Below are 13,348 nucleotides of genomic sequence, written 5' to 3'. Positions count from 1 at the left end.
ACTGTTCAACACCCGTCAGGGCTCGCGCGACTTGCCGCGAGTATGCGTTCGCGGCGGATCACTCAGAGCAGGAAACGGCAGGAGATATGACCGTGCAGCAGGAGGCCCCGACGGGTGGTTCCGAGGGGGCCGGGGAGCCTCTGGAGGTCTGGATCGACCAGGACCTGTGCACCGGGGACGGCATCTGCGTGCAGTACGCCCCCGAGGTATTCGAGCTGGACATCGATGGTCTGGCGTATGTGAAGAGCTCCGAGGACGAGCTCCTCGTGGAGGCGGGGGCGACCACTCCGGTTCCTCTGACGCTGCTCCAGGACGTGGTCGACTCGGCGAAGGAATGTCCGGGTGACTGCATCCACGTAAGGCGCGTTTCGGACAGGGTCGAGGTGTTCGGCCCGGACGCGGAGTGACGGTTCAAACACTTCCGGCGGCCGAGTCCGTCAGCTCCTGGCGGAATTTCCCGGCGGCCCAGCGCCACTTGGCGAGCTGTGTGACGTCGGGGCTGGAGCGCGGGACCGAGGGCGCGGAGTAGCCGAGGAGACGTGCGGTGACGAGTCCGTCGCGCACGGTGAGGTCGGTCGCGGTCCGGCGGCGCGTGGCGTCGAGGAGGGTGGCGACGACGCGGGGGGCGGAGCCCTCCTGCCGGTCCTGGGCGAGTACGTAGATCGCGTGGGGCGGGGTGCCGGAGCCGGCGTCGCAGCGGACGGCCGCGACGGTCTCGGGGCGGCCGTCGCCGTCGAGGTCGCCCTGGGCGGTGTCGGTGACGGTGTGCGGGGCGCCCTTGCAGTCCAGTGGGTACGTGGCCGCGTGCGCGTCGGGGGCGGTGGCCTTCGGGGCGCTCGGGGCGCCGGCCGCGGGGGTGGCTCCGGTGGCCCGGTCTGGCTGGAGCAGGCCTGCGCCGGCTATGACGGCGGCGAGGGCGGAGGCCGTGGCGACCCAGTGGACGGGCCTGGTGCGACGGTGCGCCAGGTCGGTGGGGCTGTGCAGCACGCCGGGTGTCTCCTGTGCGAAGGGTGACGGGGAGCCAGCATCGTGCCACACCTCACACGGGGGTGGCACGGCCGGGTCCGCGTCGGCTCCTTGCGGCATCGAAAAGGCAACGAAAAGGCGCTGTGGCGCAGTTCCCGGTTCGTCCGGGGAACTGCGCCACAGCGCTTTCGTGTTGGTGGGGCGGCTGCGTGGGCAGGCTATGCGGAGCGGTCGCTGCCGGGGCCCTCGTAGTCCTCGCCGTAGGCGCCCTTGGAGGGGCGGCGGCGGCGCATGGGGGGCTCGACGCCGTCGGCGAGGCGGCGGGCGGTGACCAGGAAGCCGGTGTGGCCGATCATCCGGTGGTCGGGGCGGACGGCGAGGCCTTCGACGTGCCAGTTGCGGATCATCGATTCCCAGGGCTGCGGTTCGGCGTAGCAGCCGAACTCGCGGATGGATTCGACGGTGCGCGAGAGCTGGGTGGTGGTGGCCACGTAGCAGCAGAGGATGCCGCCGGGGACGAGGGCCTTGGAGACGGCCTCCAGGCACTCCCAGGGGGCGAGCATGTCGAGGATGACGCGGTCGACGTCGGTGTCGGACAGGTTGTCCTGGAGGTCGCCCACGGTCAGCTGCCACGCGGGGTGCGGGCCGCCGAAGTAGCGCTCGACGTTGGCCGTGGCGATCTCGGCGAAGTCCGCGCGGCGCTCGTAGCTGTGGAGCATGCCCTGGTCGCCGATGGCGCGCAGCAGGAAGCTGCTCAGGGAGCCGGATCCGACGCCTGCTTCCACGACGCGGGCGCCGGGGAAGATGTCGGCGAAGGCCAGGATCTGGCCCGCGTCCTTGGGGTAGACCACGGCGGCACCGCGGGGCATGGACAGGACATAGTCGGGGAGCAGGGGGCGCAGCGCGAGGTACGCGACGTTCCCCGTGGTACGGACAACACTGCCCTCGGGAGCACCGATCAGCTCGTCGTGCGGGAAGGAACCCTTGTGGGTGTGGAAATTCTTCCCGGCTTCGAGCGTGAACGTGTAGTGGCGGCCCTTGGGGTCGGTGAGCTGAACCTGGTCCCCGACCTCGAAGGGCCCGCGTCGGCGGGCGGCACCGGTCGGTTCGGACATGTGACCAGTGTATTGGCTTCAGGACTGGGGCCGCGCCATGGCCTTCACGAAGGCCTTTTCGACGTCGAGGGTGGAGAGGACGCCGTAGATCTCGCCGGTGGGTTCGAGGACGAGGTACTCGGTGGCGGGGGTGGCGCGGAGGTGGTCGAGGAGTTCTTCGCCGGTGAGGTCCGCGGAAACCTTCATGCCGTCGGTGAGGTCCTGGGCGAGGGTGCTGACGGCGACCCAGGGGCGGCGGTGTTCGGGGACCTGGGCGATGGCGGTCTCGCGGACGATGGCGGTGGGGTCGCCCTGACCGTCGACGACGACGAGGGCGCGGGCTCCGGCCTCGTTGGCTCGGCGGAGGGCTTCGGAGAGGGGGGTGGCGGTCTGGACGGGGATGGCGCGGCGGGTGAGGGTGCGGGCCTGGAGTTCGGGGAGGTGTTCGCGCAGGCGTGCCATGCGCAGGCTGTTGCCGGCGCCGGTCCAGATGATCGCGGCCAGGATCGCGGCGAGGAGGGCGTCCATGACGGTGTCCATGCCGCCGATTTCCTGGGTGGGGTTGCCGAGGGCTCCGGTGTGGGTGAGGAGCGGCAGGCCGAGGAGGACGGCGACGGCGAGGGCGCGGCCGACCCAGGCGGCGGCGATGGTGCCGGTCATGGGTTTGCCGGTGATGCCCCAGATGACGGCGCGGAGCATGCGGCCGCCGTCGAGGGGGAGGCCGGGGAGGAGGTTGAAGGCGGCGACGAGGAGGTTGGAGATCATCAGGCCGGCGAGGAGCACGCCGGGGACGGTGGCGGGGTCGACGGCCTTCATGCCGAGGTAGAAGAGTCCGGCGAGGGCGAGGGAGAGGAGGGGGCCGACGAAGGCGAGGACGAATTCGCGGCCGGGGGTCTCGGATTCCTTCTCGATCTCGGAGACTCCGCCGAAGAACTGGAGCTGGATGCGGCGGACCGGGAGTTTGAAGCGGAGCGCGGCGATGGTGTGCGCGAGTTCGTGGACGAGGACGGAGGCGTAGAACGCGACGGCGAAGAAGAGGGAGACCAGGTAGCGGGCCGGGCCGAGGTCGGGCAGGACCCGGTCGAGCTGGTCGCCGAAGACCCAGGTGATGAGGGCGGCGACGAGGAACCAGCTGGGCGAGACGTAGACGGGCACGCCGAAGGGGCGGCCCATGAGGATGCCGCCGCCCGGGTCGGAGCGCTTGCTCGCGCGCTCGCCGGTTTCGTCGGTGTCTGCCACGGCTTTCCTTCGTTCGGTGCGTTGCTTCCAGTGTGGTCCACGTCGTGTGGGTGGCGCGGTGCGCTGTTGCGCGGTGTGATGCTCCGATCATGCAGTGCGAGGGGCCAGGAGTCGATGGTATGCGCGTGCTGTCGGTTCCGGGTCGTAGGGTTTTACGCATGACGACGACCCCCGGTGCCGGTTCCGCTGATGCTTCTTCGGGTGCTTCCCGGCCGACCTCGCTGTCCCCTTCGCGGGCCGGTGATTTCATGCAGTGCCCGTTGCTGTACCGGTTCCGGGTGATCGACCGGCTGCCGGAGAAGCCGAGTGCGGCGGCGACGCGGGGGACGCTGGTGCACGCGGTGCTGGAGCGGCTCTTCGATCATCCTGCGCAGGAGCGGACGGTGCCGCGGGCGAAGGCGTTGGTTCCGGGGCAGTGGGACCGGTTGCTGGAGGCGAAGCCGGAGCTGGCGGAGCTGTTCCCTGCGGGGGACGACGGGGCGGGGCTGGCGCGCTGGCTGTCGGAGGCGGAGGCGCTGGTGGAGCGCTGGTTCACGCTGGAGGACCCGACGCGGCTGGAGCCGGTGGAGCGGGAGTTCTTCGTGGAGACGGAGCTGGAGTCGGGGCTGCGGCTGCGCGGGATCATCGACCGGGTGGATGTGGCGCCGTCGGGTGAGGTGCGGATCGTCGACTACAAGACGGGGAAGGCGCCGCGGCCGGAGTACGCCGAGGGCGCGCTGTTCCAGATGAAGTTCTACGCGCTGGTGGTGTGGCGGCTGAAGCAGGTGGTGCCGCGGCGGCTGCAGCTGGTGTACCTGGGCAGTGGGGACGTGCTGACGTACGACCCGGTGGTGGCGGATCTGGAGCGGGTGGAGCGGAAGCTGCACGCGCTGTGGGAGGCGATCCGGGAGGCGACGGAGACGGGTGAGTGGCGGCCGCGGCCGACGAAGCTGTGCGGCTGGTGTGATCATCAGGCGGTGTGTCCGGAGTTCGGGGGTACTCCCCCGGCCTATCCTCTGGTGATCTCTCCCAGGGGCGGGGCCGGTCTCCCCGCCGAATCCTGATCTTCCGGTCAGGGCAGAATGGGCGGCGTCCGCCGTAGCCGTCCGACGAATACGAGGTACCCCGTGGCGATCCGCGTCCTGCTGGTCGACGACCAGCCGCTCCTGCGCACCGGCTTCCGGATGATCCTGGAGGCCGAGCAGGACCTGGTGGTGGTGGGCGAGGCCGGGGACGGTCTGCAGGCGCTGGAGCAGGTGCGGGCGCTGCAGCCCGACGTGGTGCTGATGGACATCCGGATGCCGCGGATGGACGGGGTGGAGGCCACCCGGCAGATCACGGGTCCGGAGCGGAACGGGCCGGCGAAGGTGCTGGTGCTGACCACGTTCGACCTGGACGAGTACGTGGTGGAGGCGCTGCGGGCGGGGGCGAGCGGGTTCCTGCTGAAGGACGCCCCGGCGACGGAGCTGGTGCAGGCGATCCGGGTGGTCGCGGCGGGTGAGGCGATGCTCGCGCCGAGCATCACGCGGCGGCTGCTGGACAAGTACGCGGGGCATCTGCCGTCGGGTGAGGACAGCGTTCCGGACACGCTGGGGACGCTGACCGAGCGCGAGGTGGAGGTGCTGAAGCTGGTGGCCCGGGGGTTGTCGAACGCGGAGATCGCGGCGGATCTGTTCGTGAGCGAGACGACGGTGAAGACGCATGTGGGGCACGTGCTGACGAAGCTGGGCCTGCGTGACCGGGTGCAGGCGGCGGTGTACGCGTACGAGAGCGGTCTGGTCCGCCCGGGCGCGCAGTAGGGCGTACGGATACGGGTCCGCCCCGGCACCCTTCGCGGGTGCCGGGGCGGAGTCGTGTCCGGGGCGGGTCAGCCCTTGCTGATCTCCCAGAAGCGGAAGACCGTGGAGGCGTCCAGGGACCACTGGAGTCCGGTCACGTTCTGGCGGGCGACGGCGTACTGCTTGCCCTGCCAGAGCGGGAGGATCGGGAGCTCGTCGGCGACGATGTCCTGGAGGCGGGTGTAGTCCGTGTTGGCCGCGGTGCGGTCGGACTTGGTGGAGGTCGACGGGATGATGTTCCCGCTGATCTCCTTGTTGTCGTAGTTGTTGTGCAGGACGTTGTCCGGGCCGAAGAACGGCTGGGTGAAGTTGTCGGCGTCCGGGTAGTCGGGGACCCAGCCCTTGACGTAGACGCCGTACTTGCCGGCCTGGATGTCCTTCTCGTACTGCTCGAACTCGACGGACTTGACGTCGGCCTCGAACAGGCCGCTCTCGTTGAGCTGCTTGGCGATGACCTGGAACTGCTGGTCGGTGGAGGGGCCGTAACGGGCCGGCGTCGACCACAGGGTCAGCTTGATCTTGCCGGTGATGTTGGCGGCCTTGAGGACGGCCTTGGCCTTCTCCAGCTGGGGGCTGCCCCCGTAGCGGTCGAAGTAGGGGGTGGTGTGTCCGGCGATACCGGCCGGGACGATGGAGTACAGCGGGGCGGCGGTGCCCGCGTACACGTCCTTGACGAGCGCTTCGCGGTCGATGAGGTAGGCCATGGCCTTGCGGACCGGGAGCTTGCCGACGACCGGGTCGCTGACGTTGAAGACCATGTGCTGGACTTCGGCGCCGGTGCCCTGGACCACGTCGACCTTGTTGTCGCCGGTCTTGGTCGAAGCGAGGCCGGCGATGTCCTTGGCGGCGAGGCCGCGGAAGGCGAAGTCGACGTCTCCGCTTTCCAGGACGGTCTTGAGGCCGGCCTGGTCGCCGTTGAAGAACTTCAGCGTGACGCCGGTGTTCTTGGCCTTGGCCTTGCCGCTGTATGAGTCGTTCACCGAGAAGTTGGCGCTCTTCTCGCTGAAGGCGTCCAGCTTGTAGAGGCCGGAGCCGATCGCCTTGTTGTCGCCGCGGAGCTTGTCGGCCGGGTACTCGCGGTGGTCGACGATGGCGCCCGCACCCGATGCGATCTTGCTCGGGAAGGTCGCGTCGGGCGACTTCAGCTTGAAGACCACGGTCTTCTCGTCGGGGGCGTCGATGCTCGCGATCGACGCGAGCATCACGGCGGGGCCGTTCTCGTCGTTGATCTTCAGCGTGCGCTCGAAGGAGAACTTGACGTCCTTCGAGGTCAGGCTGTTGCCGTTGCTGAACTTCAGGCCGCTGCGCAGGGTGCACTTGTACACCTTGCTGTCACCGCCCTCGAAGTTGCAGGCCTGGGCGGCGTCGGGCTCGGGCGTGGTGCCGCCCTTCGGGAACGTCAGCAGGGACTGGAAGACGTTGTTGAAGAGCAGCCAGGACCCCGGGTCGTAGCCCGACGCGGGGTCGGTGGACTTCACCTTGTCGGATATGCCCATGACCACGCCCTTGCCGTTGCCGGCGGCCGAGCCGTCCTGCGAACCGCAACCGCTGAGCAGCGCGGCGGCAGTGGCCGCGCCGAGCGGGGCTGCCAACCACTGGTTACGCATCTTCACGCGAATGTCCTTCACAATCTTGTCTGATCGTTGCGCCGGCCTGCGACGTCCGCCGCCGGTTGCTGCCGGTTACTGCCGGTCTCAGCCGCTGACACCCCGGCCGAGTTCCCACAGCTGGAGGTCGGAGATGGCGTTGACCGACCACTCCACTCCGGTGATCCCGTCGCGTGCGGCGACGTACTGCTTGCCCTGCCACAGGGGCAGGACGGGTACGTCCTCGGCGACGATGTCCTGCATCTCCGTGATCGCGGGCACGGCGACGTTGCGGTCGGCCGCGCGGCGGGATTCGGGGATGAGCCTGGTGCGCACCGCGTTGTTGGCGTACGGCGTGCCCAGGAAGTTGTCCTGCTCCAGGAACGGGGCGAGGAAGTTGTCGGCGTCCGGGTAGTCGGGGAACCAGCCGAGCCCGTAGGCGGCGTAGTCGCCCTTCTTCTGGGCGGGGCGGAAGTCGCCCCATTCGTTGCCCTGGACGGTGATGTCGAACAGCTGGGTGGAGTTCAGCTGGGTCTTGAGGGCCTCGAACTCGGCGGCGGTGCCGTCGCCGTAGTGGTCCGAGGTGTAGTTCAGGGTCAGCTTGACGGGGGTCTTGACCCCGGCGGCCTTGAGGAGCTCGGCGGCCTTGGCGGTGTTGGCCTCGCCGTACTTGTTGAAGAACGAGTTGACGTGGCCGGGGACCGCGGTGGGGACCAGCGAGTACAGGGGCTGCGCGGACTTCCCGTAGACCTTGGAGATCACGTTGTTGCGGTCGACGGCGGCGGCGAGGGCCTGGCGCACGGCCTTGTTGTTGGCGGCCGGGGCATCGGTGTTGAAGCCGATGTAGCGGATCTCCAGGCCGGGCATCGGGGTGAGCTTGACGCCCTTGGGCGGCTTGTTCGCGAACTCCGTGATCTGGGCGGGCGACAGGGTGCGGGAGACCACGTGGATCTTCCCGTCGGTGAGCGCCTTGCCCATGCCGGCGGAGTCGGCGAAGGTGCGCAGTTCGACCTTGTCGTTCTGCAGCTTGATGTCGCCCTTGTAGTTCGGGTTCTTGGTGAAGACGGCCCGGACGAGGTGGTTGTCCTTGACCTCGGCCTTCATCGTGTACGGGCCGGAGCCGTCGACGGCGAAGCCGGGGCGGAGCTTCCTGGCCTCGTAGTTCTTCTCGCTGATGATGCCGGCGGCGGGGGTGGAGAGCTTGTACGGGAAGGTCGCGTCGGCGGTCTTCAGGTGGAAGACGACGGTGTCGGCGCCCTTGACCTCGACGGTGTCGAGGGTGGAGAGGAGGGCGGAGGGGCCGTTCTCGTCCTTGATCGCGAGGACGCGGTCGATGGAGAACTTGACGTCCTTGGCGGTGAGCGGGTCGCCACTGGCGAACTTCAGGCCGGGCCGCAGGGTGCAGCGGTAGCTCTCGTTGCCGGTGTCCGTGAAGCGGCAGTCGGAGGCGGCTTCGGGGACGGGCTGGCCGCCGCCGCGCGGGGTGCGCATGAGCGTCTGGACGGTCTGGCGCAGCACGTTCCAGGCGCCCGCGTCGTAGGCGTAGGCGGGGTCGAAGGGGGCGGGGGCGTAGTCGGCGGCCTCGAACCGGTCGGTGGTACCGACGACGATCGCTCCGGACGCTGCTCCTCCGCCGCTCGCGCTGCCGCATGCGGACAGCGCGGGGGTGAGCAGGCCGATCGCGGCCGTCAGCACCATGGTCTTGCGGTTCATGCTGGAAGTACTCCCTCACCCGGCACTTGTTCAAAGCGGCGTAGAGGGCACTTCGCGGCGTCGCCCGTTCAGGGCGGAACGATCGGGCCGGTGTTTGACGATCGGTCCACGCGGTGCCGGCGCAGGGGTGTGCGTCCGGTACGGCAGAGGTGCGTGCGGAGTGCCCGCGTCGACATTAGTGGCCTGGGGCGGGATGGCTGGAACTGGCAGGAGTTGGGGTGTAATCGCACGGTGATGGGAGCGGACTTACCGCTTATGCCGGAGTCCTCGCAGATGAGGTCAGGAGATGATCAATCCGGACACATCGGAAGCCCCCGGAGCCTGCGGGCGGGCTCGGCGGGGGCTTCGCGGGTGACCAAGGTCACCCGATCCAACTCGTACGGGGAGGATGGAATTTCGGCCTCCGGGGTTAGGGGCGGAAGATCCTCTCGTCGGACCCCGGCCCTGCCCCCGTTCTGTTCGGTACGGAGCGTGCGCGCTCAGTTCATCGGAGTGATGAGGGAGCGCAGGAAGGGGAGGTTCACGTCCTCGAGGGAGCGCACGATGGTGCGGCCGGGCGCGGGCTCGATGCGGCCCACGGAGGGGACGGCCACGACCCGGCAGCCGGCGGCCTCGGCCGCGGCGACCCCGGTGGCGGTGTCCTCGATCACGGCGCAGCGCGAGGGGTGCGCGCCGAGGGTCCCGGCGGCGAGCAGGTACGGGTCGGGGTGGGGCTTGGTACGGGGGACCTCGTCCCCGGCGACCGTCAGCGTGAAGCGGTCGCGGCCGAGGGTGAGCAGGACCTGGTCGATGACGCGGCGGTGGGAGGCGGAGACGAGGGCGGTGGGCACGTTGTGCCGGGCCAGCTCGCTCAGGAGGCGCTCGGCGCCGGGCATCAGGGGGACCCGGTCGGCGATGCGGGCCTCGAAGCGCTCGTTGAGCAGGACGCTCAGCTCGGCGAGGCCGATGTCGGCGCCGGTCGCCTCGATCAGGAAGGCGGCACTGCGGCTCATGGGGCCGCCGACGACCACGTCCCGCCAGGACTCGTCGAGGCGGTGGCCCAGCTCGTGGAAGATCTGCGCCTCGATCTCCCACCAGAACCCCTCGGTGTCGACGAGCGTGCCGTCCATGTCGAGCAGCACCGCCTGCAGAGCGTGCCCGTCGGCCGTGCGGGCGACGGGTGCGGGAACGGTGCTGGTCATGCGGACGCCTCTCTCCGGGGACGACAAGGCCGGCCACCTCGACCCGTGGGACATCCCCCTCGGGAACAGGTGACCGGCCTGTATGGGACCGACCAGTGTACGCCGGTCCGTGTCAGCGTGCGTTGAAATACTTCGCTTCGGGGTGGTGAATCACCAGGGCGTCGGTGGACTGCTCGGGGTGGAGCTGGAACTCCTCCGAGAGGTGGACGCCGATCCGCTCCGGCTGGAGGAGGTCGGCGATCTTCGCACGGTCCTCCAGGTCGGGGCAGGCGCCGTAGCCGAGGGAGAAGCGGGCGCCGCGGTACTTGAGGTCGAACATGTCCTCGACCTTGTCGGGGTCCTCGCCGCCGAAGCCGAGCTCGGCGCGGACCCGGGCGTGCCAGTACTCGGCCATGGCCTCGGCCAGCTGGACGGACAGGCCGTGCAGCTCCAGGTAGTCGCGGTAGGAGTCGGACTCGAAGAGCTTGGCCGTGGCCTCGCCGATCTTCGAGCCGACGGTGACCACCTGGAGGCCGATGACGTCGGTCTCGCCGGACTCCTCCGGACGGAAGAAGTCGGCGAGGCACAGGCGCCGGCCGCGGCGCTGGCGCGGGAAGGTGAAGCGGGTCCGCTCGTTGCCCTCCTCGTCGAGGATGATCAGGTCCTCGCCCTTGGAGACGCAGGGGAAGTAGCCGTAGACCACGGCCGCCTCGAGCAGGTTCTCGGTGTGCAGCTTCTCCAGCAGGCCGCGCAGGCGCGGACGGCCCTCGCTCTCGACCAGCTCCTCGTACGTGGCTCCGCCGGCGCGGGCCTGCTTGAGGCCCCACTGCCCCTTGAAGAGGGCGCCCTCGTCCAGCCAGGAGGCGTAGTCCTTGAGCGGGATGCCCTTGACCACGCGGGTCCCCCAGAAGGGAGGAGTGGGGACGGGGTTGTCGACGGCCACGTCGGACCGGCCGCCGGGCTCCTCCGCCTCCTCCACCTCGACGGCGGTGGTGGCCCGCTTGGCGACGCGGCGCTGCTTGAGCTCGGGCAGGGTGGCGCCGGGGACTCCGCGCTTGACCGCGATCAGGGCGTCCATGAGGCGGAGGCCTTCGAAGGCGTCACGGGCGTAGCGGACCTCGCCCTCGTAGATCTCGTGGAGGTCCTGCTCGACGTAGGCGCGGGTCAGGGCCGCGCCGCCGAGGATGACCGGGTAGTCGGCCGCCAGCTTGCGCTGGTTGAGCTCCTGGAGGTTCTCCTTCATGATCACGGTCGACTTCACGAGGAGGCCCGACATGCCGATGACGTCGGCCTTGTGCTCCTGCGCCGCCTCGAGGATCGCGGAGACCGGCTGCTTGATGCCGATGTTGACGACGTTGTAGCCGTTGTTGGTCAGGATGATGTCGACCAGGTTCTTGCCGATGTCGTGGACATCACCGCGGACGGTCGCGAGGACGATCGTCCCCTTGCCCTCGTCGTCGGTCTTCTCCATGTGCGGCTCGAGGTGGGCGACGGCCGTCTTCATGACCTCCGCCGACTGGAGCACGAACGGCAGCTGCATCTGACCGGAGCCGAAGAGCTCGCCGACGACCTTCATGCCCTCCAGGAGGGTGTCGTTGACGATGTCCAGGGCGGGGCGGGTCTGGAGGGCCTCATCCAGGTCGGCTTCCAGGCCGTTCTTCTCGCCGTCGATGATGCGGCGCTGGAGACGCTCGTCCAGCGGCAGGGCGGCGAGCTCCTCGGCGCGGCCGGCCTTCAGGGACTTGGTGTTGACGCCCTCGAAGAGCGCCATCAGCTTCTGCAGCGGGTCGTAGCCCTCGGCACGGCGGTCGTAGATCAGGTCCAGGGCCGTGTTGACCTGCTCATCGTCGAACCGGGCGATCGGCAGGATCTTCGACGCGTGCACGATCGCCGAGTCCAGACCGGCCTTCACGCACTCGTCCAGGAACACCGAGTTCAGCAGCACACGGGCCGCCGGATTCAGACCGAAGGAGATGTTCGACAGACCCAGCGTCGTCTGCACGTCCGGGTGGCGCCGCTTGAGCTCGCGGATCGACTCGATCGTCGCGATGCCGTCCTTGCGGGATTCTTCCTGGCCGGTGCAGATCGTGAAGGTCAGGGTGTCGATGAGGATGTCCGACTCACGGATCCCCCAGTTCGACGTCAAGTCCTCGATCAGCCGCTCGGCGATCGCGACCTTGTGCTCGACCGTGCGGGCCTGGCCCTCCTCGTCGATGGTCAGCGCGATCAGCGCCGCACCGTGCTCCTGAGCCAGCCGGGTGACCTTCGCGAAACGGGACTCCGGGCCGTCGCCGTCCTCGTAGTTGACCGAGTTGATGACCGCGCGCCCGCCGAGCTTCTCCAGGCCGGCCTGGATGACGGGAACCTCGGTCGAGTCCAGCACGATCGGCAGGGTGGAGGCGGTGGCGAAACGGCCGGCCAGCTCCTTCATGTCCGCGACGCCGTCGCGGCCCACGTAGTCCACGCACAGGTCGAGCATGTGCGCGCCCTCGCGGATCTGGTCGCGCGCCATCTCCACGCAGTCGTCCCAGCGGGCCTCCAGCATGGCCTCGCGGAACTTCTTCGACCCGTTCGCGTTCGTCCGCTCACCGATCGCCATGTACGCGGTGTCCTGCCGGAACGGCACCGTCTGGTAGAGGGAGGCCGCGCCCGGCTCGGGCTGCGGGCTGCGCTCGGTGACGGCCGTGCCCCGGACCCGCTCCACGACCTGGCGCAGGTGCTCGGGGGTGGTGCCGCAGCAGCCACCGACCAGGGAGAGCCCGTACTCACGGACGAAGGTCTCCTGCGCGTCCGCCAGCTCGGCGGCCGACAGCGGGTAGTGCGCGCCCTGCTTGGTCAGGACGGGCAGGCCGGCGTTGGGCATGCAGGAGAGCGGGATGCGGGCGTTGCGCGCGAGGTAGCGCAGGTGCTCGCTCATCTCGGCGGGGCCGGTGGCGCAGTTCAGGCCGATCATGTCGATCCCCAGCGGCTCCAGCGCCGTGAGCGCCGCACCGATCTCGGAACCCAGCAGCATCGTGCCGGTGGTCTCGACGGTGACGGAGCAGATCAGCGGGACGGTGACACCGAGGGCCTCCATGGCGCGGCGGGCGCCGATGATGGAGGACTTCGTCTGGAGGAGGTCCTGGGTGGTCTCGACGAGCAGCGCGTCGGCGCCGCCGGAGATCAGGCCCTCGGCGTTGATCTGGTAGGCGTCACGGATCTGGGCGTAGGTGATGTGGCCGAGGGTGGGCAGCTTGGTGCCGGGGCCCATGGAGCCCAGGACCCAGCGCTGCTGTCCGGTGGAGGCGGTGAACTCGTCGGCGACCTCACGGGCGATGCGGGCGCCGGACTCGGACAGCTCGAAGTTGCGCTCGGCGATGTCGTACTCGGCCAGGGCGGCGTAGTTCGCGCCGAAGGTGTTGGTCTCGACGCAGTCCACGCCCACCGAGAAGTACTCCTCGTGGACCGAGCGGACGATGTCGGGGCGGGTGACGTTCAGGACCTCGTTGCAGCCTTCGAGCTGCTGGAAGTCATCCAGGGTGGGGTCCTGCGCCTGGAGCATGGTTCCCATGGCTCCGTCGGCGACGACCACGCGGGTGGCGAGCGCCTCTCGGAGGGCATCGGCCCGGGTCTGGGTGTCTGCGGGCGGGTTCGGCAACGAGGCCATGGTTGAGCTCCCTGGGATGCGACGGCTGTCGGCTTTGCACCCCCTCTGCGTCAAGGGTGCACGCGGTCAGGGTAACCGCGTGGCACCGGCCCCGGTGAGGGCGTCCCACGTGGCGGACTGCATTCTG

At 69.4% G+C, this 13,348-nt stretch carries 10 protein-coding genes; 3 read left to right on the top strand and 7 right to left on the bottom strand.

What is annotated here, in order from left to right:
* The first annotated feature begins 86 nt into the window (after positions 1 to 86).
* Entirely contained in the window at positions 87 to 407 is a 321-nt protein-coding gene (locus OOK34_RS22835) for a ferredoxin (RefSeq protein WP_267035710.1), read from the top strand.
* A 4-nt stretch (positions 408 to 411) separates the two neighbouring features.
* On the opposite strand, the gene OOK34_RS22830 is transcribed toward OOK34_RS22835, so the two are convergent.
* From OOK34_RS22830 to OOK34_RS22820, 3 genes are all read right to left on the bottom strand, one after another.
* A complete protein-coding gene (locus tag OOK34_RS22830; RefSeq protein ID WP_267035709.1) occupies positions 412 to 987 on the bottom strand; it encodes a hypothetical protein in 576 nt (191 codons plus the stop codon).
* A gap of 197 nt (positions 988 to 1,184) precedes the next feature.
* Positions 1,185 to 2,081, bottom strand: coding sequence for a tRNA (adenine-N1)-methyltransferase (locus OOK34_RS22825; RefSeq protein WP_007263187.1), 897 nt, complete (start codon positions 2,079 to 2,081; stop codon positions 1,185 to 1,187).
* An 18-nt stretch (positions 2,082 to 2,099) separates the two neighbouring features.
* Positions 2,100 to 3,233: a site-2 protease family protein gene (locus tag OOK34_RS22820; protein ID WP_323183493.1), complete on the bottom strand. Its 1,134-nt coding sequence runs from the start codon at positions 3,231 to 3,233 to the stop codon at positions 2,100 to 2,102.
* A 224-nt stretch (positions 3,234 to 3,457) separates the two neighbouring features.
* Here OOK34_RS22820 and OOK34_RS22815 point away from each other — a divergent pair, with 224 nt between their 5' ends.
* Positions 3,458 to 4,342 carry a RecB family exonuclease gene (locus OOK34_RS22815; RefSeq protein ID WP_267035707.1) on the top strand — a complete coding sequence of 295 codons (885 nt, stop codon included), beginning with the start codon at positions 3,458 to 3,460 and terminating at the stop codon, positions 4,340 to 4,342.
* 63 nt (positions 4,343 to 4,405) lie between these two features.
* Positions 4,406 to 5,077, top strand: a complete 672-nt coding sequence (locus OOK34_RS22810) for a response regulator transcription factor (protein WP_267035706.1) — start codon at positions 4,406 to 4,408, stop codon at positions 5,075 to 5,077.
* 68 nt (positions 5,078 to 5,145) lie between these two features.
* Here OOK34_RS22810 and OOK34_RS22805 read toward each other — a convergent pair whose 3' ends face one another.
* The 4 genes from OOK34_RS22805 to metH form a co-directional block, all read right to left on the bottom strand.
* Positions 5,146 to 6,723 carry an ABC transporter substrate-binding protein gene (locus OOK34_RS22805; protein WP_267036877.1) on the bottom strand — a complete coding sequence of 526 codons (1,578 nt, stop codon included), beginning with the start codon at positions 6,721 to 6,723 and terminating at the stop codon, positions 5,146 to 5,148.
* Positions 6,724 to 6,810: 87 nt separating this feature from the next.
* A complete protein-coding gene (locus OOK34_RS22800; protein WP_267035705.1) occupies positions 6,811 to 8,415 on the bottom strand; it encodes an ABC transporter substrate-binding protein in 1,605 nt (534 codons plus the stop codon).
* Between the two features lie 479 nt (positions 8,416 to 8,894).
* Positions 8,895 to 9,596, bottom strand: coding sequence for an HAD family phosphatase (locus OOK34_RS22795; protein ID WP_267035704.1), 702 nt, complete (start codon positions 9,594 to 9,596; stop codon positions 8,895 to 8,897).
* Positions 9,597 to 9,708: 112 nt separating this feature from the next.
* Complete coding sequence (gene metH, locus OOK34_RS22790; protein WP_267035703.1) at positions 9,709 to 13,221, bottom strand: methionine synthase; 3,513 nt, start codon at positions 13,219 to 13,221, stop codon at positions 9,709 to 9,711.
* Positions 13,222 to 13,348: the final 127 nt, after the last annotated feature.

The sequence above is a fragment of the Streptomyces sp. NBC_00091 genome (assembly GCF_026343185.1).
Lineage (GTDB): Bacteria > Actinomycetota > Actinomycetes > Streptomycetales > Streptomycetaceae > Streptomyces.
Note: the sequence above shows the minus strand (reverse complement) of the source record. Positions and strands in the feature narration are given on the sequence as shown.